The following is a 22,165-nucleotide window of genomic DNA, read 5'->3' as shown; positions in this document are numbered from 1 at the left end:
AGCGACGCTTCTTTGTTATTTCTTAGGTATCACTTGGCAGACTGAGAAACGTTCTTCTGAAATAACTTCTGATGCCATTGTTTTAATATCATCCATCGTTATTTTTTCTAGTGTAGGAACCACATCGAACAAATTCATATCGTTAAAGGCATATCTTGTGAACTGGTTAGCAATATATTCTGGTGAATTCACAGCACGTAAAAATGCCCCAATTTTTTTCTTTTTAGCTCGTTCTAATTGCTCTTCTGCAAATGTGGTTCCATTCTTAGCTTGAAACAGCATGTTTTTAAGCTCCTCAGCAAGTTTATCCGGATTTTCGGTATCACCGCCGACCATCGCGAAGCCAAAGCCTTGTTCCTGTGTGTAATCATAAGAGAATGTTTCATCAATCAGACCTTGATTATAAAGTTGATTATAATTTTCAGAGCTCTTACCAAACAACAAATCCAAGAGTACATTCATGGTTAATTCATTTTTTAATAACTCTGGTCCCGTTTGATCTACATGCAGTGCTTTCATCCCAATTAAACATTTAGATGTTTGCACATTCATTTCCAGCACTTGTTTTGGCTCAGCAGTCTGAAGCGGCTCATCTTCAAATTTACGCTTAATCTCTGGCATCTCTTTGTAATCCTTTTTCGCTTGGTTTTCACGTACTTGATCCATAAACTTATTAGGGTCAACTGGCCCAACAATGAACAATAACATATTGCTCGGATGGTAGAAGGTATTATAGCACTCATAAAGCAAATCTTTTGTAATATGAGAAATCGATTCAATGGTACCGGCAATATCAATTTTTACAGGATGGTTTTGATACAAATTTTGTATCAGTCCAAAATATAAACGCCAGTCTGGATTATCATCATACATGGTTATTTCCTGACCGATAATCCCTTTTTCCTTTTCAACCGTTTTTTCCGAAAAATAAGGATCCTGAACGAAATCAACTAACGTTTCTAGGTTTTTCTCTACATCCGAAGTGCTGGAAAACAAATAGGCTGTACGGGTAAAAGAAGTAAAGGCATTGGCTGAAGCACCCTGTCTGCTAAACTGTTGAAAAACGTCTCCATCTTCCTTTTCAAAAAGCTTATGCTCAAGAAAATGGGCAATACCATCGGGTACTTTCACATATTCTTCTTTTCCTAATGGCACAAAATTATTATCAATGGAACCATACTTTGTCGTAAAAGTAGCAAACGTCTTGTTAAAACCTTTTTTTGGCAGAATATAGACATTTAACCCATTGGGTAACTTTTCATGGTAAAGTTCTTCTTGGAGCTGGTCAAAATTGATTTTCTCCATTATTTTACCGCCTCCGTTCCAGTTAAGAAGTAGATGGTATCAAGTTCAATTTTATTTGCAACAGCGACAATTTCTTCCCTTGTCGTCTTTTCCATATCATTGATCCACTGCTCAAGTTTTATATCCTTGGCAGCCACAACATTATGATAAAGAATTTCTGTTAATCCTCGGGAGGTATCAATGGTTTCAAGAATTTGATTTCGAATCACTGCTTTTGTTTGGATTAATTCTTGATCAGAAAAGTCGCCTTTTTGCATCGCTTCTAACTGATCGCGAATGATTCCCACTGCCTGGTCATAGTTCTTCAAGTCTATCCCTGACATGACCATCATCAGTCCCTTATGGCTCTCCAGCCTGCTGGATACATAATAAGCGAGGCTTGCCTTTTCACGGACATTGATAAACAATTTTGAATGTGAAAATCCTCCAAAAATGCCATTGAACAATTGAAGTGCGAAATAATCGGAGTCGCCATAGACAATATTTGTACGGTACCCGACATTTAATTTTCCTTGCTTGACATCCTGTTCTTCTTTAATTTCATTTACCTGTTCCTTTTTTTGTATCTCAGTGGATACTACCTTTTTCGGTGTACGGTTTTCAAATTTCAATAAACTCTCTGCAAGGCTTTTTACTTCATCTTCCTTTACGTCACCAATGACATAAAGGTCCATTTCATCTTCGGAAAACGCCTTTTTAAAATAATCGTATAAATTTTCTTGAGTAATAGTATCTACATCCTCTGCTTCACCGTTAACTTGTAGAGCGTAGGGTTCGCCCTTACACATTTCTTGCAGCAGGCGTACATTGGAATAACGCATTTTATCATCATAAACAGATTGAATTCGCTGTTTTAATGTTCTCTTTTCTTTGTTCACTGTCTCTTGATCAAATGCGTTGCCTGACGCTTTTGGTTTTGTCAAAACCTCCGAAAGAAGTTCGAAACCTTTTTCCAATAGTGGCGCAGGATCACTTAAGAATTTCTCATTTGCTATCTCAAGTGTGAAACTAATGATATGATATTCACCTTTTTTCGCTAAATCAACAAATAGCGTGGCGCCATATAATTCATCTAAATAAGAACGTAATGCGGTTGTTGTTGGATATTTCGCGGAGCTGCTTTGTAAAACATGAGGAAGCAATGCTCTTTTTGTTACATCTTCCTTTGTTAAAGGTGCTTTCATTTTCCATACAAATGTATTCGTTTTGTATTTATCTGTTTCAATGACATGGAGTTTGTATCCCTGCATAGTGGTTATTTTTTCGGCAGTTGAATCCATCTCAAAACCTCCTTCAGATTTCAAAATCCTTCTTATTATATATGTAAACATTCATCGTGTTATTTTACATCTTTTCCATTGTTTTTATCGCTTATTCTTACTATAATTTGCCAGGCTTGGTTTTTACAAGCTAAAACCACTGACGACAAAAGAAAAAAGGCTGACAAAATAGCCAGCCTTTTACCTTACTATGATTATCGTTTTCCTGGATCAAATGGTTCTCCAGCTGCTTTAGGTGCTTGTGAAGACTTAGAGAAGATAACTAAAGCAATTAACGTTACCACATATGGGAAAATCTTTAGAATGACTGGCGGAATAACAGCCAGTTCAGGAATAACCTGAGATACGTTCGCGATTGTACTGGCAAATCCGAAGAATAACGTTGCTCCTAAGATACCAAGCGGTCTCCATTGACCAAAGATTAAGGAAGCAAGCGCTAAGAATCCAAGTCCTGAAACGGAACCAGTAAATTCGCCTGCGTAAGTTAAAATAATGATTGCGCCGCCTAATCCTGATAATGCACCAGAAATCATAACACCGATATAACGGATTCTTACAACATTAATCCCTGCTGCTTGAGCAGCCTGTGGAAACTCACCACAAGACTTTAAACGCAAGCCAAATTTGGTTTTATTTAGAATAAACGCACTAACAAGTAATACTAATAAAATAAACCAAGTTGTCGCATACGTTTTTGAAAACAATAAATCCCCGATAATTGGGATTTGAGATAAAATTGGCACATCAAATGGTGTAAAACCGCTGGTGATACGAATGTTACCACTACCAGTTATATTTCTAGCTAAGAAAACTGTTAGAGCCGTTGCAATCATGTTAATCGCTGTACCACTGATTACTTGGTCAGCACTTAAGTTGATGCTGGCAAATGCATGTAATAAGGAAAACAAAATCCCTACTATCACCGCTACTAATAATCCAATCCATAATACCGCTGATCCAGACATACTATCTTGCAGAAAGTTAACAGTTATTGCACTCGCAAATGCTCCTGAAATCATTAAACCTTCCAATCCGATATTAACAATACCGCTTCTTTCACTAAAAAGACCACCTAATGCTGTAATAAGAAGAGGAATTGTAAAAACAATTGCGTAAGGGAATATTTGTTCAATTATGGCCCACATATTATGCTTCTCCCTTCTTGCCAACAGGTCCATTTACATCATTTGCATTTGAACGAGTCTTACGGAATTTATTTAATAAACGGTGAATCAGAACGCTAGTAGCAGCAAAGTAAATAATAATCGCAATGATTGTATTTGCAAGTTCTGGCGGGATCTCGATCATCGCGTTCATAAAGCCTGTTCCAGAATAAAGAATCCCAAAAAGGAGTGCTGCAAAGAATACTCCAACCGGAGAGTTTGCTCCAAGTAATGCTACGGCAATTCCATCATAGCCCTGTGTCGGTAAAATACCGATTTGGATACTGGAAGCATTACCAGTGTATAATGCTACCCCACCCAGACCTGCAAGAGCACCTGATATTAACATCGATAAGATAATATTGCGATTAACTTTCATACCTGCATATTCTGCAGCATGTCGATTGAATCCTACAGCTTTTAATTCAAATCCTAAAGTTGTTTTATTAATAATAAATGCAATAACAATTACAGCAATTATCGCAAAGAAAATTCCCATGTTTATATACGATCCTTGAAACATTTCAGACAACACAGGCATTTTTAATGAAGCAGTTTCTGGGATTAGTTTTGATTCTGTTTCGGTTCCACCTTTAAAATACGCAGGAACAATATAATAAACTGTCCAATAAGCAATCCAGTTCATCATGATAGTTGATACTACTTCATGTACATTGAATCTTGCTTTAAAATAACCTGGAATAAATGCCCATAAGGCTCCGCCGACAATACCAGCTAGTACCATTAGAAGGATTAATATAGGTCGTGAAAAATCAAACGTTAATCCAACAGCAGTAGCTGCGAGACCGCCAATTAACATTTGACCAGCAGCACCGATATTAAATAGACCTGTACGGAAAGCAAAAGCGACAGCAAGTCCAGTAAAAACGAGTGGTGTTGCAGTTGCAAGAGTATCACCAATACGTGATATATTCTTTAAAGCACCTTGAAATAAATATGTGTAACCTTCAATTGGGCTGGACCCTATGAAGAGCATTAGCAGACCACCTGCTATTAATCCTAAAATAATTGATATTAATGATACAATGGTGTTTCTCATACGCTTGCCTCCTTGCTCACTCCTGCCATCATCAGTCCTACCTCATTCTCGTTTGTTTCAGCAGCATTAACGGTTCCGATCAACTCTCCATTATTAACGATGGCAATACGGTCTGAAAGCTGCAGTACTTCGTCCAGCTCTAAAGAAACTAGAAGAACTGCCTTCCCTTTATCACGATGCTCGATTAATCTTTTGTGGATATACTCAATCGATCCTACATCCAATCCACGAGTAGGCTGTACAGCAATGAGTAAATCAGGATCTAGTTCCATTTCACGGCCGATGATAGCCTTTTGCTGATTCCCTCCAGATAGCGTTCTTGCAATGGAAGCTCCGCCTTCACCTGAACGAACGTCAAAGTTTTCTAAGATACTTTTAGCATATTTCCTAATTGCGGCACCATTTAGTAATCCAGCCTTTGCAAACGGTGGTTTATTATAAACCTCTAAAACCATGTTATTTTCTAGTGTATAATCAAGAACAAGCCCCCTTCTATGTCTATCTTCAGGGATATGGCCAATTCCGCTTTCGATTCTTTGGCGAATTGGAATATTTGTAATCTCTTTACCTTTTAATAGAATTTTTCCAGATTCTACTTTTCTAAGTCCGGTAATCGCTTCAACGATCTCTGATTGTCCATTCCCTTCGACCCCAGCGATACCTACTATTTCTCCTCGTTTGACTTCAACAGAGAAATTTTTCAGTCCTAATACTTTTCTGTTATTTCTTACAGAAAGAGAATCTATTTGAAGTACAACCTCACCAGGTGTACTAGCTTTCTTATCCACTTTAAAGTTAACTTGGCGGCCAACCATCATTTCTGCCATCTGTGCTTCGCTTGTTTCTTTTACGTTAACCGTTCCAATTCCTTTTCCACGTCGAATAACAGTACAACGGTCTGCAACCGCTTTAATTTCTTTTAACTTATGTGTAATGATGATAATCGATTTACCTTCATTGATTAGGTTACGCATGATCTTCATTAATTCTTCGATTTCATGAGGGGTTAAAACTGCAGTTGGTTCATCAAAAATAAGAACCTCCGCTTCACGATAAAGCATTTTCATTATTTCTACTCTTTGCTGCATACCTACTGAAATATCTTCGATCTTTGCATGAGGGTCAACATTTAAACCGTAATGTTTTGATAACTCTGCAATTCTTTTAGCAGCCTTATTAATATCTAGAACCATTCCTTTTAATGGTTCACTGCCTAGGATAATATTTTCAGTTACTGTAAAATTTTCTACTAATTTAAAATGCTGATGGACCATACCAATACCAAGTTGATTGGCCACATTAGGATTAGTAATTTTTACTTCCTTTTCCCGTATTTTAATGATCCCTTTTTCAGGTTGATACATACCAAATAATACACCCATTAGTGTTGATTTACCGGCACCGTTTTCCCCTAGTAAGGCATGTATTTCGCCTTTTTTTAAAGTTAGGGTAATGTTATCATTTGCTACAATACCAGGGAATTCCTTCCTAATATTCAGCATTTCAACCACATAACTCATAGTAGCACTCACCTTTTTTATTTAGACTCAAATTCTTTGAAAATAGGGAGTCCCCTATTACAACATCGAAAACTGAAGGATATTGAAACAGTTATATATGATTACTCTAGTAATATGCATACTTGACAGATCAATCATACATAAAGGACATAAAAGAGACGGAAAAAACCGTCTCTTTATGATCTTTTTACTTGAATAAGCTTCCTTGTTCAGAAGCAACTTTGATTTCGCCAGACTTAATTTGTTCAAATACTTCTTTGGCTTTTGTTACTGTATCATCGCTTAAGTTTGGATTTTCTGCCGGTAAGCCAACACCATCGTTTTTAGCGTCGAATACTAATGTCTCACCACCAGGGAAATCACCATCTAACTCGCGCTTAATGATATCAAATGTAACATTGTCTAATTTCTTCATAGCAGAAGTCAAGATAATTGATTTATCTCCATCGTACTTACCATCTTCGTATTGGTCAGAGTCGACACCAACGATCCAAACTTTTTCGCCTGCTTTTCCACGTGTTTTTGCTTCGTTAATTGCACCCACACCAACACCGCCAGCAGCAGTAAAGATTACATCTACGCCACGATCATACATTTGTGCAGCAATTTGTCCACCTGCAGCTACGTTATCAAATGAACCTTGGTAAACTACGTTTTCAGCTTTGATTGTTAAGTTTGTACCCAGGTTATCGTTTGCATATTTAACACCTTGCTGGAAGCCCCAGTTAAACTTTTGAACAGCAGGAATTTCCATACCGCCGATGAAACCAGCTTCACCTTCTTTTAATTCAAGTGCAGCAGCAACACCAGCTAGGAAGCCAGACTCATGCTCAGCAAAGAAAACGGCAACAGTGTTGTCTTTAACAACTGGTTTAAAGTCACCAGAATGTGGGTTACCATCAAGAATGACGAATTTAGCGTCTTTATATTTATCTTGGGCTTTGAATATGGCAGTTTCGAATTTGAAACCAGGTGTTACAATTAATTTATAACCCGCATCATACAAATTACCCATTTCCTTTAGGTATTCCGCCTCTGTTGTACCAGCTGGTTTAAGATATTTTGACTGAATTCCAAGTTCTTCTTCAGCTTTTTTAATTCCTTCCCAAGTACCTTGGTTAAATGATTTGTCATCAATTGTACCAGCATCGGTAACCATCCCGATTTTTACAGCGTCTTTACCATTATCCTTACCAGTACCCTTGTCATCTCCGCCGCCACATGCTGCTAACATTGTGCCTGCAGCTAAAATCAGTGACATAGCTAAGCCAAATTTACGTTTCTTCAAGGCAATTGACCCCCTATATTTTTGTTTGATTTAGTAGGAACTTTCAGAAAGCAGTTTGATTGCGTTTTCATAATCCACAAAAAATTAAAACCTTTTTCGCAAAACTTGAAAACTAAATTTGTCTGCTTTAAAGTAGTTTACCGAGAAAAGGACTGGTTCATCCATTTCATCAAAATGCATTTGCTTTAAAACAAGTAAAGCCGTTTCTGGTTCACATTCCAAAATGGGGGAAATTTTCTCATGATAACCGATTGGTTCAATTTGGGCAACCGCGTATGTAATTTTTCGGTTTGCCTCCTCTTCCAAAATGGAAAAAATTGATTCCTCTCCATGTGAAAATGTCTCAGGTAAGATTTTTTCAGGTACTTTGTCTATACAATAGACAACAGGTTCCCCGTTTGCAGTTCTAACCCTCTCCATGACAACAATTTCCTCATTTGTAGAACATGAGAAGCGACGAATATCCTCTTCAGTGGCTCCAATAGTTGATGAACTTAAGAAAATGGTGCCTGGCTTCATCCCAGCTTGAAAGATCATGTCCGTAACACTATTAAGTTGTTCAATCCCTGAGGTAAACAGTGGTTTTGCGTTAACGAACGTTCCGACACCATGACGGCGAATGATAACATTCTCCTCTTCAAGTATCCGCAGTGCTTCACGAAGTGTAGCTCTACTTACACCCAGTTGTTTGGCAAGATCGAATTCAGAAGGTAATTTTTCTTTTTCCTTGTAAACTCCAAGTTCGATATCTTGTTTTAACCGATCGATAACTTGCAGGTATAAATGTCGGTTATCTAGCTTAATAGACATGCAGGTACCTCCAACTCCTTCCTAAGACATCAGACATCTGATGTATAATCATTCCTACTAATCGAAAATAATATACCATTTTTTTAGGCATATGGAAATAGAATTTGTAATTTTTGTCGAAAAAAGCGATAATGTCGAAAATTGTCATAATGAATAGGACTTTTTACTCTTAAATCTGCTATAATTTATAGTTGTCTACAATCGATAGGGATAATATGTAAAAAAAGAGCCGAATGGCTCTTTTTTTGTTAGTTCACTTCTTCGTTTGGTTTCGATTGTAAAACGGTTCTTGGTTTACTGCCTTCATATGCTCCTACAATACCACGAGCTTCCATTTCGTCAATTAAACGCGCAGCTCTTGTGTATCCAATTCGAAAACGACGTTGCAGCATTGAAACTGAGGCAGTTTGCATTTCTATTACTAAATCAACTGCTTCGGCATATAAATCATCGTCTACTTCTCCAACTGCCTCTGGTGTATCATCTGGTATCATCTCTTCTTGATATTGTGCTTTTTGCTGTCCAATGACAAAATTAACGGTTTCTTCCACTTCATTGTCCGATAAAAATGCTCCTTGTACACGAACAGGTTTTGAAGCTCCTACAGGCAGAAATAACATATCCCCTCTACCTAGCAGTTTTTCTGCACCACCCATATCCAAAATCGTTCTCGAATCCGTAGCACTGGAGACAGCAAAAGCAATTCTTGAAGGGATATTCGCTTTAATAACTCCTGTTATAACATCAACAGATGGACGCTGGGTTGCTATTATTAAGTGAATACCCGCAGCACGAGCCATTTGTGCCAATCTAGTAATAGAGTCCTCAACATCTGAAGAGGCTACCATCATTAAGTCAGCTAGCTCGTCCACAATGACAACGATATATGGCAACAGCGGCTGCTTGTCATTTTCCTCGATGTTATGCCTTTTAACATGGTCATTATAACCTTCAATATTACGAGTTCCTGTATGAGAGAACAGTTCATATCGTCTCTCCATCTCACTTACTACCTTTTTTAACGCTTGAGATGCTTTTTTGGCATCTGTAACAACAGGCGCTAATAAGTGAGGAACACCATTATAGACATTTAACTCAACCATCTTCGGATCAATCATCATTAACTTGACTTCGTGAGGCTTAGCCCTCATTAATATGCTGGTGATAATACCATTAATACAAACACTCTTCCCGCTTCCGGTTGAACCGGCTACCAGCAGATGGGGCATTTTATTTAATTCAGCAAGTACTGCTTCCCCAGTAATATCTCTGCCAAGACCAATCAGAAGCTTTGACTCCGGTTTATTATTTTGGGTTGCTTCTAAAACCTCCCTTAGGGACACCATGGCAACCTCTGAATTTGGTACTTCGATGCCAATTGCAGATTTCCCAGGAATAGGAGCTTCTATTCGAATATCTTTAGCAGCAAGTGCTAATGCTAGGTCATCACTTAAACTAACAATTTTACTAACCTTAACCCCTACATCAGGGTGCACTTCATATTTCGTAACGGCCGGTCCTAGATGAACTTGGGTTACTCGCGCTTTTACCCCAAAACTCTGAAAAGTCCGTTCCAGTTTAGCTGCATTTGCATGGATTAATTCGTATTCCCCGCTTTGGTCTGTCTTCTTCGGAAGCTTTAGGAGTCTCAAAGGAGGTAATTCATAGGCTGCATTCTCCACTTCCGTGAAGGTAATCGGCGGAGTGGAATCTTCTTCGTCTATTTTCTGGTCATTTCCCTTATTTTTAGAATCCTCTTTTTGGCGCTTAGATTTTGTTGGTTCCTCGTCTGGATAAGCACGTTCTGCAAAACTAGAGATTAGGGGTTCAGGTGTGACCACTTCTTCTTGTGTATTTTGGAGCGGAGTCATGATTTCAGGCCGCGCGGAAGCAGCACGGTTTTCCCGTTCACGCTGCTGTTGTATCCGTTTTTCTTCCCGTCTTTCTTGTTTTTTCTGCTTCCATTCTTCCATATCCAATTGAAAGGCACTCCATTGCCCCTTTGAAAATTCAATCAGAGTAATACCTATTTTTGCAACAAATTCACCGAACGATTTACCTGTAAGTAAAATAAATCCAATTAGAATAAAGATAAATGCAATAATTTTAGTACCCGTTTCAGCAAAAAGATAATGAAACATAGCAAAAAGAACTGCACCAATCATTCCCCCGCCAAGGTCAATTGTGCTCGTTTCTCCTTTGACTTCCATCATGAAAATCTCCCATGTGTTACTAATCACACTTGGGTTTTTAAAGTTCCCATCGTTTGTAAGCAGATGAAAAAGTGTGACATGGCTTAAAAGGAGTATGGAGGAAACAATTAAATATATGCCAACTAATTTAATATGAAAGATAAACGGAATAGTCCGTTTCCACATGAGATATACACTGAGGACAACGAGGCCAATCAGGCTGAGCATATACCATTCACCCATCCAAAATCGGAAAAATAGTACTGCAGCCTCACCAACAGCTCCCAATTTTGCTATCGATATAATCGCAAGTGCTAATAAGACAAGCGCGGAAAGTTCAAATTGAACGGTTTGTTTTAAATGATTATCTCTCTTTTTTGATCTTCTTTTTTTCTTAGCCATCTAATCACCTGTCTATATAAGTGTAATACTATCATTATCATCCTATCGCATTATCAAACATATGTATAAATACAATAACCGCAAATGAAGAAAGCAGCCTGAATGGCTGCTTAAGCTTCTTACCACAATTATACCATATTATCCTAATAGTTTGCGGACAATCCTTCAATGCTGGCACAAGAAATTTTAGCACCAGGACATATACGCTCGTCAAGATAATGCTGCGGATCACTGCTTAATATGCGAACGACCTGCACATTTTGTGAATCCGTTTGTTCGACAATTAGCGATACACCTTGATAGGTTACAGTTTGTTGTTTAGTAAAAGATTCTGCTTCAGGCGGAAAAATAAATTCCTGTGGCATCGTGGTATAAAGAATCATTGAATCAGCCCCTCAGTAGACGCTTTCCTTTGATCTATTAATTCGTTTAGCTTTTTCATCGCTTGACCTAGTCCGCCAACTTCATCAATTAATCCATATTCCACTGCATCTGGACCAACTACATTGGTACCTATGTCGCGAGTAAGATTACCTTTAGCAAACATTAAGTCTTTAAATTTCTCTTCGGTGATATTCGAGTGCTTTGTTACAAAGTTAACCACTCTATCCTGCATCTTATCTAAATATTCAAAGGTTGCGGGAACTCCAATTACGAGACCTGTTAATCGGATAGGATGGATGGTCATCGTTGCGGTTTCAGCAATAAAACTGTGATCACATGAGACTGCTATCGGCACTCCAATGGAATGGCCTCCTCCTAAGACAATCGAAACAGTTGGTTTCGAGAGTGTAGCCAGCATTTCAGAGATGGCAAGTCCGGCCTCTACATCTCCTCCTACAGTATTTAATATAATAAGTACTCCTTCTATTTTTGGATTTTGCTCAATCGCTACTAATTGAGGAATCAAATGTTCATACTTTGTAGTTTTATTTTGTGGAGGCAGTGCTAAATGACCCTCAATTTGTCCGATAATCGTTAAACAATGAATGCTTGAATCGGTCGATAGCTGTGGGACATTCGTTTGCCCAAGCTGTTGAATTTTTTCCATTAAAGAAGAAGGCTTATCCTCTTTTTGAGGTTCTTGCCCTTCTTGATTGCCCGCTTCACTTTTTTGTAAATCCTTATTCATCATAAGTCTCCCTTCACGCATGATAACGTTAGTATTAACCTATGAAACAATTTCATTCTTAGATAGGAGGAATCATTTAAAATGGTCTGTTGATTTCCGCTCCAAGCAGCAGTATGCCAATAAAGAAAGACATTGGATTATCCAATGCCTCCCTTCTATTTATACTTCCATAATAATAGGAAGTATCATCGGTCTTCTTTTTGTTTTTTCAAATAAGTATCGGTTTAATCCATCTCTTATGTCCTGCTTTAGACTTGACCATTCAAAAGATTCCTTTGAAATGTTCTTTTGGACGATGTCTCGTACTAATTTTGTTGATTCATCCATTAACTTTTCGGATTCGCGAACATAGACAAAACCACGCGAGATAATTTCAGGTCCAGCAGCTATTTTCTTATCCTGGCGTGTTAATGTTACGACTACAATTAATATACCATCTTGAGATAGTAGTCTTCGATCTCGTAATACGATATTTCCAACATCTCCAACACCAATACCGTCAATTAGAACATTCCCTGATGGTACCTTACCGCCTATGTTTAACTTACCATCCTTAAATTCAACGATATCCCCGCGGTCAGGAATAATAATATTTTCATCCGTTATTCCACAATCTAATGCCAGTTTCCTATGCGCCTTTAACATGCGATATTCCCCATGCACTGGGATAAAAAACTGTGGTTTCATTAGATTAATCATAAATTTTAGTTCTTCTTGACTGCCGTGACTGGATACATGAATGGTTCTTTTACCTGAGATAACATTCGCTCCAGCTCTAAAGAGCATGTCCACTGTTCTGGATATTAATAATTCACTGCCTCTAAGCGGGGAAGCTGCAATTAATACTGTATCTCCTGGCTGGATATTTACATGTTTAGCAGCTTGCTTTGCCATTTTTTGAAGTGCTTCAATCGGTTCACCTTGACTGCCTGTCATCAAAACAACTATTTCCCTATCTTCGTAGTTGTTTATTTCATTTACAGGGACAATCAGATCTTCTTCTACTTCTAAGTAGCCCAAATCTAGTGCGATATGATAAATTCTTTCAAGGCTTTTTCCAACAACCGCTACTTTACGGCCATTATCTCTTGCAGCATCAAAGATATGCTGAATTCTGTTTATATCGGACGCAAAGCAAGCAGCAATAATTCTGCCTCGAGTATTATAAAACGCTGTAGATAATTCTCGTTCAACGATTGCCTCCGATGTAGTGTATCCTGGTTTCTCTGCATTCGTACTGTCTGACAGTAAACACAATACACCCTTTTCTCCAATAGCAGCCATTTTCCCAATATCAGGTTTATAGAGCTTTGTTGCTGCCTGATCAAATTTGAAATCACCTGTATAAACGATACTGCCCTCTGATGTTTGGACACAAACACCAACTGAATCAGGAATACTGTGATTGGTCCGGAAGAAACTTACTTCCACGGAATCCATATTAATAATAGAATCGGATGTTATTTCAATAAAATTAGTCTTCCCGCTATATTCCTGTTCTTTTAACTTAGCATTTGCAAGAGCTAAGGTAAGTTTAGTTCCATATACAGGTACGTCCATTTGGCGGAGAAGATAGGAAAGAGCACCGATATGATCTTCATGACCGTGTGTTAAGAATACAGCCTTAACCCTTTCTTTGTTTTCTGCTAAATAAGCGATGTCTGGAATTACGATATCAATGCCGAGCATTTCATCCTCGGGGAACATTAGCCCAGCGTCAATGATAAAGATGTCCTTGTCCACTTCTACAAGATACATGTTTTTCCCGATTTCTCCAATACCACCAAGCGTAATAATCTTAATGGAACTATTTTTTCTATTTATCAATTTCCGTTTCCTCCTATGTTGATTGTCTAGCTCAAGCACTTTTCACTAGAGGTCTTCGACATTTCAAAATTGCCCGATCGAAATCAGTTATAATTATTATACTTGATAGTTGAAAACCTTTACAACCAAATTTAGTTGTTTTTACCATCTAGGGATTTTCAAGTGAACGTTATGCCTATTTACCAGTGATAAAAAACAAATGCCAATCGAATAAAATTCGATTGGCATTTATATCATTATAATAATAATTTACTTAAAGCAGCCCGCTCTTGTTCCGTTAATGGCACCAGTGGAAGCCTTACTGAACCAACATCAAGCCCTTTTATTTGAAGTGCCGTCTTTACAGGTGCAGGACTAGGAGCAGCAAAAAGTCCCTGCATAATTGGCAGAAGCTTTTGGTGTAGTTTTGCTGCTTGTTCATGATCCCCATCTAAAAAAGACTTTACCATCTGTTGCATTTCTTTCCCAATCACATGTGAGGCTACAGAAACTATCCCTGCCCCTCCAATGGAAAGAACAGGTATTGCTATAGCGTCATCACCGCTATACAAATCGAAGTCACGATCCGTATTTGCAATAATTTTTGTCATCGCATTTAAATCGCCGCTTGCTTCCTTAACAGCTACAATATTCGGTATTTTTGACAGCCTTATAATCGTTTCAGGATGAATATTTACAGATGCCCTTGATGGGATATTGTATACCATTACCGGTAAAGCAGTGGCTTCTGCAATCGTTTTAAAGTGCTGATACAAACCTTCTTGATTCGGTTTATTATAATAAGGTGCTACTAACATGATACCATCGACGCCAAGTTGTTCTGCTCTTTTCGTCAGTTCCACTGAAGCGTAGGTATTATTACTGCCTGTGCCAGCAATTACAGGTATTCTTTTTGCAGCCGCCTTTACAACATGATCAAATAATGCCAGCTTTTCTTCCTTCGACAAGGTGGGAGATTCACCCGTTGTTCCTGCAACCACAAGAGAATCTGTTCCATTATCAATTAGATAATTTACTAGTTGAGTGGTCTTAGAAAAATCGATATGACCTTTTTTATCAAAAGGTGTGACCATGGCTGTCGAAACTCGACCAAAATGAACCATATTACTACTCCTTTCAATTACGAAAATCCCGTTGTGACAATGGCATATTAGGAAATCTAGACGACATTATGCCGTCTAAATAGATTAGATATCCGTAAGCTTTATATCCATGGTTTCTTCTTCTAGATGAAAGGCGTCATGTAATGCATTAACTGATTTAGCCAAATCGTCTTGTTTTACAAGTACCCAAATCGTAGTGTGGCTATCAGCAGATTGTAAGATGCGGATTCCATTCTCAGATAGAGCTGTAACGATTTTAGAAGTAACACCCGGAACACCGGCAATACCGGCTCCAACAACAGAAACCTTTGCACAATGGCGTTCTACAACAGGTTCATGTCCTATTTCCTTTAAGACCCTAATGGCTCTGTCCGTCATTTCATCCGTAACCGTATAGACAACACCATTAGGTGAAATGTTTATGAAGTCTACACTAATTTGTTCATTGGCCATCGCTTTAAAAACTTCGGCTTGTAAGTAGTATTGGTCTTTTTTAGCAAATACCTTGATTTGAGTCACATTTGAAACATGTGCTATTCCCGTAACAGTTCTTTCTTTAATATCACTGCCTCGAGACTCTTTTGAGATAGATGTTACTAATGTGCCTAAATCATCGGAATAAGTGGAGCGGATTCGAATTGGAACTTTTGCCTGCATGGCTATTTCAACGGCTCTTGGGTGGATAACCTTCGCACCCTGATAGGCCATGTTACATAGCTCTGTATAGGTAACAACAGAAAGGCGTCTAGCATTATCAGCAATTCGTGGGTCTGCTGTCATGATGCCTTCTACGTCCGTAAAAATATCAATCCATTCTGCATTGAGAGCCGCTCCTAATGCTGCAGCCGAAGTATCACTGCCGCCTCGTCCAATTGTTGTAATGTCACCGTTCTTTGCTGCACCTTGAAAACCAGCAACCACTACAACATCATGGTGTTCTAAATCTCGCAGCAATCTGTCACATTTCATTTCTACAATCTTTGCCTGTGAATGATCGCTGTTGGTTCGAAAGCCTGCTTGAGCTCCAGTCAAAGCAATCGCATTTATGCCATTTTCTTGGAGCATATTGGCAAAGACGATGCTTGAAATAATTTCACCACAGGAGACAAGAAGATCCTGCTCACGTTTACTAACCTTACTTTCATTACTTCCAATTAAAGAGAGAAGTGTATCCGTTGCATAGGGATCACCCTTTCTTCCCATTGCAGATACTACAACTACTACTTTATATCCATCGGCTAATGCATTATTGATATGTCTCTTCGCATGTTGCCTGCTTTCTTCATCCTTGACAGAAGTTCCGCCAAATTTTTGTACTATGATTTTCATATAACCTTTAAACCTGCCTTTAAATCAAAACTTTATTTTTTTTCTTTGATTAAACCCAGCTTTATTAAGCTCTCAGCGATTTGAACTGAATTCCAGGCAGCACCTTTGAGTAAATTGTCAGAAACAACCCACATATGGAAACCACGACCTTCGTTTAGGTCATTACGGATTCGACCTACAAAAACATCATTACTTCCTACACAATTTGCAGGCATTGGATATACTTGATTCTCTGGGTCATCTTGTAACACCACGCCTGGAGCTGTTTTTAATAACTCTTTTATTTCATTTGCACTTACGCCATCTGCCTCGATTTCAAAATAAACAGATTCCGAGTGTCCTACTGCCACAGGTAAACGAACGCAAGTCGCAGCAACATGCAGATCCGGCAGGTGCATAATTTTCTTTGTTTCATTGATCATTTTCATTTCTTCATAGGTATAGCCATTTTCTTGGAACTTATCGATTTGTGGAATAGCATTAAAGGCGATTTGATAGTGGTTCTTGTCACCTTTTACAGGTAAAATCTTCGGTTCTACTGTTTCACCATTTATAATAGCTTTTGTTTGATTCTGTAATTCTTCAATTGCAACTGCTCCTGCACCTGAAACTGCCTGATAGGTTGAAACAATAACCTTTTTAAGTCCAAATTTTTGCCTAATAGGTTCTAACGCTACTACCATTTGGATAGTAGAACAATTTGGGTTAGCAATTATCCCATTATTCTGGTGCAAATCATGTTCGTTTACCTCAGGTACAACTAACGGAATATCTTGGTCCATTCGGAAAGCACTTGTATTATCTACTACAATAGCTCCGTGTTTTACTGCTTCAGGAGCAAGCTCTTTTGATATATTGCCTCCAGCTGAGAACAAAGCGATATCCACACCGGCAAAGCTTTCTGGTTTAGCTTCCTGAACCGTATGCTCAACACCATCAACCGTCACTTTCTTACCTGCAGAACGTGCGGAAGATAATAGAGTTAGTTGTCTAATTGGGAATTTTTCTTTCACTAACGTTTGGATCATTTGCTGACCCACCGCTCCTGTTGCACCTACTACAGCAACATGATAACCATTACTTTGATTCATTTTCTAGTACCCCTTTCAATCTTTCATCTACTATTTATTGGTCCATTCTGTTTCACGGAAAATGAATCAGAAAAGGTTAATATAAATTCTCATCAGTGAGATAAATGGTCTCACTGATGATTGATTTATAATTATATTAACATATTCCTTCAAAGAAATAACCATATTTGATGAAAGGAGTAAGAATTAGTCTGTATCCTTATATCTTTCCACTAACACAGGTTGTATTTGCCGGCCTTCAATGGCTGCTTCCACTGTTTGCATTAACATAGGCATCCTTGCTACCATAGAGTTTGGTTTCTTGATAGGATCGTCTTGCCCGTATGGGATAAAATAAATATTTTTTGTTGCCATCAATCTCATTAGGTTTACTCCATTTAAACCCAGAGCATCATTCGTTGAAATCCCGAGGACCACTGGTTTTAAATTTCTCAATGTCGCTTTTGCAGCCATTAAAACTGGGCTGTCATTCATTGCATTTGCGAATTTGCTCATTGATACACCTGTCAGCGGGGCAATAACCATACAATCTAAAGGAATTTTCGGACCTAATGGCTCTGCTTTAACGATTGAGTCTATCACTCTGTTTCCTGTTAAATCCTCAATCCTTTGAATCCAGTCCTCCCCTTTTCCAAAACGAGTTTCTGTATTTTTCACTGTAAATGTAACCACCGGCAAAACTTCTGCACCAGCTTGAACTAATTTTTCAATTTCTGGGAATACAGCGTCATACGTACAATGAGATCCCGTTAACCCAAAGCCTATTTTTTTCCCTTTTAAACTCATTTTATTTTCCCCTTTCGCTCGCTTAAATCATCTTGAAGCAATTGGGCCAGAACATTCGCTAGTATTTGACCAGCTGTTTTTGGCGCGACAATTCCAGGTAATCCTGGTGCAAGAAGTGCTTTTATACCTCTTTTTTCTGCATATCTAAAATCAGTTCCACCAGGTTTTGAGGCTAGATCAATAATCAGAGTATGAGCAGGCATTTTGGAAATAACAGAAGCACTTACAATTAGTAACGGTATTGTATTGATTAAAATATCTGTATCTTTAACCTCTTTTTCTAATTCATTTAAATGAAAAGGCGTTAAAGCCATCTCCGTAATTCTGGCTAGGTGTTCACTTTTCCTTGCTCCTACCTTCACTTTAGCTCCTAGGGCTTGGAAGGTTCTAGCTACACTCATCCCGACTCTTCCTAGACCTAACACCGTAATATTTGAACCATGAATCGTGAAATCGGTATGCTGGATGGCCATCATAATGGTTCCTTCTACTGTCGGAATAGAATTGTATATAGCCACATCATCCCTCTCAAAAAGCTGCACAAGTTGACGCTTTGCTTCTTTGGTTATCCCGTTTAAATAAGCATTACTAATTCCGGAGTAAATGGTACAATGATCAGGTGTTTTCATAAGCATTTCGGCTGTCAAAATTACCTTTTCATTCGAAAAGATCGTTTCGACGTGGCCTTCTAAATTTGTACCGGGTACCGGTAAGATTAAGGCATCCATATTTGAAAAATCGACTTCATCCAACTTTTCCTTCACAGCGCCTGTGAACGCATGGTCAAGCTGCTCGAAACCAATTAATGATAATCTGGCATCTAACTCGGTTAACTTCCGGATAATTTCCAGCTGTCTTGCATCTCCACCGATCACGGCTATCTGCATCCCTGTCAGCATGAAATCATTCACCTTCTTTTCAAAAAATCCAAGCAGGAAGTCTTTTTACTCTTATCACTTCAACATCTTATGTAAGAGTGAATGAATCTGTGAGTTCTCCATTAACAGATAAATAAAAAAGCCCAAGCAAAATTTACTTTGCTTGGGCTTTGAGGCCGTTTCTCATATTTTCTGCTATTCTTCTTGAACATCAATAATGATCATATCGGAGCCTATCTTTTTTATATGCTTCCATGGGACTCTAATTTCTCCGCCTTGTTTTCTAAATCCAAACCATTTTAATGATGATGGAATCAACAATGCTTGGATTTGTCCAGTGTTTTCATTGATTTCAAGGTCTGTTTGGCCAAGAACTCCCAAACGCTCTGCCTTTTTGACATCCACAATTTCCTTTCCGCTTAATTCACTTAACCTCATATCAATGAACTCCTTTCTAAACACTCTTTACTATATGTTTATCGATGGAAGTCCAAATTTAGAATAAGAAAAACGGAAGTGGCTTGTACAGGGGCTGGAGCTAGACACTAAAAAGAAGGCTGTGTTAAATTTGACTGTCGCTTTCCGCTCCACTAAGGAAATCTTCGTTCAATAATCACCGCAGTGACAGGCTGTCTTTGCCTGTCACGAGGCACTATCCCCGCCTGATTGTTACGATAATTTGGGGAGCCTTGGGTTATCGGCACTATCCCCGACTGATTGTTACGATAATTGGGGGAGCCTTGGGTTATCGGCACTATCCCAGTCGGATTGTTACGATAATTGGGGGAGCCCTGGGTTATCGGCACTATCCCGGTCTGATTGTTACGATAATTGGGGAAGCCTTGGGTTATCGGCACTATCCCGGTCTGATTGTTACGATAATTTGGGGAGCCTTGGGTTATCGGCACTATCCCCGACTGATTGTTACGATAATTGGAGGAGCCTTGGGTTATCGGCATTATCCCCGCCTGATTGTTACGATAATTGGGGGAGCTTTGGGTTATCGGCACTAGCCCGACTGATTGTTACGATAATTGGGGGAGCCTTGGGTTATCGGCACTATCCCCGCATGATTGTTACGATAATTGGGGGAGCCCTGGTTTATCGGCACTATCCCGGTCTGATTGTTACGATAATTGGGGGAGCCTTGGGTTATCGGCACTATCCCCGACTGATTGTTACCATAATTTGGGGAGCCCTGGGTTATCGGCACTATCCCCGCATGATTGTTACGATAATTTGGGGAGCCCCGGTTTATCGGCACTATCCCGGTCTGATTGTTACGATAATTTGGGGAGCCCTGGTTTATCGGCACTATCCCCGCATGATTGTTACGATAATTTGGGGAGCCCTGGGTTATCGGCACTATCCCGGTCTGATTGTTACGATAATTGGGGGAGCCTTGGGTTATCGGCACTATCCCCGACTGATTGTTACGATAATTGGGGGAGCCTTGGGTTATCGGCACTATCCCCGACTGATTGTTACGATAATTTGGGGAGCCCTGGGTTATCGGCACTATCCGTGGTCGGGTGATTGTTACGATAATTGGGGGAGCCTTGGGTTATCGGCACTATCCCGGTCTGATTGTTACCGTAATTTTGGGACCTTGGATTTTCGAGGAGTCTTCGTGCCTTCCGCTCCAAGCAACAGGGTGTAAAATCAACAATTTCCTTTAACACAGCCAAAAAGAAAAACAGTTCTGGTGGGAACTGTTTTTTCTTTTACCGTAAACCTTTCGGTAATTCGCCGTCTGGACTGATCAAGGAAACGGAGTAGTTGTTTGTAAAAACAGATGTCGCCATTCCATCAACACTTTGCTTTGTTACTTGGTCAATTTGCTCAATAATTTCATCCAGTGAACGATGGCGCTTCAATAATAGCTCATTTTTGCCGTTTCGGCTCATCCTGCTATTTGTACTTTCTAAGCTTAACATTAAACTTCCTTTTAATTGCTCTTTACTATTAATTAATTCTTTTTCAGTAATACCATCTTGTTTTAATTTATCCAGCGTTTCTTGAATGGTTTCAAATAATACATCAAGCTGCTTTGCACCAGTTCCGCCATAGACGGTTACAACTCCGTTATCCTGGTAAGCCGAATGGTAAGAGAATACAGAATATGCTAACCCTCGCTGTTCACGAACTTCTTGGAACAATCTGCTGCTCATACTGCCGCCTAGAATATTGTTTAAAATAATTAAGCTGTAAACATCTTCATGACCTATCTTTAAACCTTCGAAACCAATACAAAGATGGGCTTGTTCTGTTTCTTTCTTGCGTGACAATCGATTGGAATGGAACGTAGGAATGTTTTCAGTGATGGCACTTTTCCCGCCTTCATATGACCCAAAATACTTTTCCACTTCCTTAATAAAACTCTCAGAAACATTTCCAGCTATGGAAATTACAACATTTTCTGGTGTGTAATGATTGTGAATATATTCTTTAAGTGTATCACCCGTGAACGTTTTTAGCGTTTCTTCTGTACCTAATATAGGGTATCCAAGAGGGTGGTCGCCATAAATAGCCCTGCTAAGTAAATCATGGACAATGTCATCTGGAGTATCATCATACATTTTAATTTCTTCAAGAACGACATTTCTTTCTTTATTTAATTCTTCTTCAACAAAGGTTGAATTGAAGAACATATCAGCTAACACATCTAAAGCGAATTGGGCATGAGTATCTAGAACTTTTGCGTAGTAACAAGTGTACTCCTTTGAGGTGAAGGCATTTACCTGCCCTCCAATGCTATCAAAGGACTCAGCTATTTCTTTCGCAGATCTTGTTGTAGTTCCTTTAAAAAACATATGCTCTAAAAAGTGCGAGATTCCATTTGTTTGGGGATTTTCATTTCTTGAGCCAGTGCCAATCCATACTCCAATTGCTACAGATCTCACTGTTGGAATATTTTCTAATACAATTCTTACTCCATTTTTGCAAGAATATTTGTTAATCATCAAAATCCTCCTATCGATAGAAAAGCGGAAACTGTG

Annotated in this window: 20 protein-coding genes; 2 read left to right on the top strand and 18 right to left on the bottom strand. The window is 38.9% G+C overall.

Annotated elements, in window-relative coordinates; translation table 11 throughout:
• Nucleotides 1-15: 15 nt before the first annotated feature.
• From yfmH to ACIQAA_RS22550, 17 genes are all read right to left on the bottom strand, one after another.
• Nucleotides 16-1,305 (bottom strand): EF-P 5-aminopentanol modification-associated protein YfmH, encoded by a 1,290-nt coding sequence (gene yfmH, locus ACIQAA_RS22630; RefSeq protein WP_402623973.1) that lies wholly within the window; start codon nucleotides 1,303-1,305, stop codon nucleotides 16-18.
• Complete coding sequence (gene yfmF / locus ACIQAA_RS22625) at nucleotides 1,305-2,585, bottom strand: EF-P 5-aminopentanol modification-associated protein YfmF (RefSeq protein WP_402623971.1); 1,281 nt, start codon at nucleotides 2,583-2,585, stop codon at nucleotides 1,305-1,307. The genes yfmH and yfmF overlap by 1 nt, the downstream gene beginning before the upstream one ends.
• A gap of 194 nt (nucleotides 2,586-2,779) precedes the next feature.
• Nucleotides 2,780-3,730: an ABC transporter permease gene (locus tag ACIQAA_RS22620; protein WP_402623968.1), complete on the bottom strand. Its 951-nt coding sequence runs from the start codon at nucleotides 3,728-3,730 to the stop codon at nucleotides 2,780-2,782.
• A 1-nt stretch (nucleotide 3,731) separates the two neighbouring features.
• Complete coding sequence (locus ACIQAA_RS22615; RefSeq protein ID WP_402623966.1) at nucleotides 3,732-4,808, bottom strand: ABC transporter permease; 1,077 nt, start codon at nucleotides 4,806-4,808, stop codon at nucleotides 3,732-3,734.
• Nucleotides 4,805-6,328 carry an ABC transporter ATP-binding protein gene (locus ACIQAA_RS22610; protein WP_402623964.1) on the bottom strand — a complete coding sequence of 508 codons (1,524 nt, stop codon included), beginning with the start codon at nucleotides 6,326-6,328 and terminating at the stop codon, nucleotides 4,805-4,807. Before ACIQAA_RS22610 ends, ACIQAA_RS22615 begins: the two co-directional genes overlap by 4 nt.
• 187 nt (nucleotides 6,329-6,515) lie before the next feature.
• Complete coding sequence (locus ACIQAA_RS22605) at nucleotides 6,516-7,589, bottom strand: BMP family lipoprotein (protein ID WP_402624032.1); 1,074 nt, start codon at nucleotides 7,587-7,589, stop codon at nucleotides 6,516-6,518.
• Nucleotides 7,590-7,700: 111 nt separating this feature from the next.
• Nucleotides 7,701-8,426, bottom strand: coding sequence for a GntR family transcriptional regulator (locus tag ACIQAA_RS22600; RefSeq protein ID WP_402623961.1), 726 nt, complete (start codon nucleotides 8,424-8,426; stop codon nucleotides 7,701-7,703).
• Between the two features lie 248 nt (nucleotides 8,427-8,674).
• The gene (locus tag ACIQAA_RS22595; protein ID WP_402623958.1) at nucleotides 8,675-11,020 is read right to left on the bottom strand and encodes an FtsK/SpoIIIE family DNA translocase; all 2,346 of its coding nucleotides are present in this window, start codon (nucleotides 11,018-11,020) and stop codon (nucleotides 8,675-8,677) included.
• A gap of 143 nt (nucleotides 11,021-11,163) precedes the next feature.
• Nucleotides 11,164-11,403: a YlzJ-like family protein gene (locus tag ACIQAA_RS22590; RefSeq protein ID WP_402623956.1), complete on the bottom strand. Its 240-nt coding sequence runs from the start codon at nucleotides 11,401-11,403 to the stop codon at nucleotides 11,164-11,166.
• On the bottom strand, nucleotides 11,400-12,152 hold the full coding sequence (locus ACIQAA_RS22585) for a ClpP family protease (protein WP_402623954.1): 753 nt from the start codon (nucleotides 12,150-12,152) through the stop codon (nucleotides 11,400-11,402). Before ACIQAA_RS22585 ends, ACIQAA_RS22590 begins: the two co-directional genes overlap by 4 nt.
• 159 nt (nucleotides 12,153-12,311) lie before the next feature.
• Nucleotides 12,312-13,979 (bottom strand): ribonuclease J, encoded by a 1,668-nt coding sequence (locus tag ACIQAA_RS22580; protein WP_402623951.1) that lies wholly within the window; start codon nucleotides 13,977-13,979, stop codon nucleotides 12,312-12,314.
• Nucleotides 13,980-14,215: 236 nt separating this feature from the next.
• Nucleotides 14,216-15,082, bottom strand: a complete 867-nt coding sequence (gene dapA / locus ACIQAA_RS22575) for a 4-hydroxy-tetrahydrodipicolinate synthase (protein WP_402623949.1) — start codon at nucleotides 15,080-15,082, stop codon at nucleotides 14,216-14,218.
• An 84-nt stretch (nucleotides 15,083-15,166) separates the two neighbouring features.
• Nucleotides 15,167-16,411 (bottom strand): aspartate kinase, encoded by a 1,245-nt coding sequence (gene dapG / locus ACIQAA_RS22570; RefSeq protein ID WP_402623946.1) that lies wholly within the window; start codon nucleotides 16,409-16,411, stop codon nucleotides 15,167-15,169.
• A 32-nt stretch (nucleotides 16,412-16,443) separates the two neighbouring features.
• Nucleotides 16,444-17,502: an aspartate-semialdehyde dehydrogenase gene (gene asd, locus ACIQAA_RS22565; protein ID WP_402623943.1), complete on the bottom strand. Its 1,059-nt coding sequence runs from the start codon at nucleotides 17,500-17,502 to the stop codon at nucleotides 16,444-16,446.
• A 186-nt stretch (nucleotides 17,503-17,688) separates the two neighbouring features.
• Entirely contained in the window at nucleotides 17,689-18,288 is a 600-nt protein-coding gene (dpaB, locus tag ACIQAA_RS22560; protein ID WP_402623941.1) for a dipicolinate synthase subunit B, read from the bottom strand.
• Nucleotides 18,285-19,187 (bottom strand): dipicolinic acid synthetase subunit A, encoded by a 903-nt coding sequence (gene dpaA, locus ACIQAA_RS22555; protein WP_402623938.1) that lies wholly within the window; start codon nucleotides 19,185-19,187, stop codon nucleotides 18,285-18,287. Before dpaA ends, dpaB begins: the two co-directional genes overlap by 4 nt.
• Before the next feature lie 174 nt (nucleotides 19,188-19,361).
• The gene (locus ACIQAA_RS22550; protein ID WP_402623936.1) at nucleotides 19,362-19,604 is read right to left on the bottom strand and encodes a YlmC/YmxH family sporulation protein; all 243 of its coding nucleotides are present in this window, start codon (nucleotides 19,602-19,604) and stop codon (nucleotides 19,362-19,364) included.
• 197 nt (nucleotides 19,605-19,801) lie between these two features.
• On the opposite strand from ACIQAA_RS22550, the gene ACIQAA_RS22545 reads away from it, so the two are divergent.
• Nucleotides 19,802-20,179, top strand: a complete 378-nt coding sequence (locus ACIQAA_RS22545; RefSeq protein WP_402623933.1) for a hypothetical protein — start codon at nucleotides 19,802-19,804, stop codon at nucleotides 20,177-20,179.
• Nucleotides 20,180-20,211: 32 nt separating this feature from the next.
• Nucleotides 20,212-20,826 carry a hypothetical protein gene (locus ACIQAA_RS22540; RefSeq protein WP_402623931.1) on the top strand — a complete coding sequence of 205 codons (615 nt, stop codon included), beginning with the start codon at nucleotides 20,212-20,214 and terminating at the stop codon, nucleotides 20,824-20,826.
• A 64-nt stretch (nucleotides 20,827-20,890) separates the two neighbouring features.
• On the opposite strand, the gene ACIQAA_RS22535 is transcribed toward ACIQAA_RS22540, so the two are convergent.
• On the bottom strand, nucleotides 20,891-22,129 hold the full coding sequence (locus ACIQAA_RS22535; RefSeq protein WP_402623928.1) for a M16 family metallopeptidase: 1,239 nt from the start codon (nucleotides 22,127-22,129) through the stop codon (nucleotides 20,891-20,893).
• Between the last annotated feature and the right edge of the window lie 36 nt (nucleotides 22,130-22,165).

It is taken from the genome of Neobacillus sp. NPDC093182 (assembly GCF_044754045.1).
This window is presented reverse-complemented; position numbering and strand designations above follow the sequence as displayed.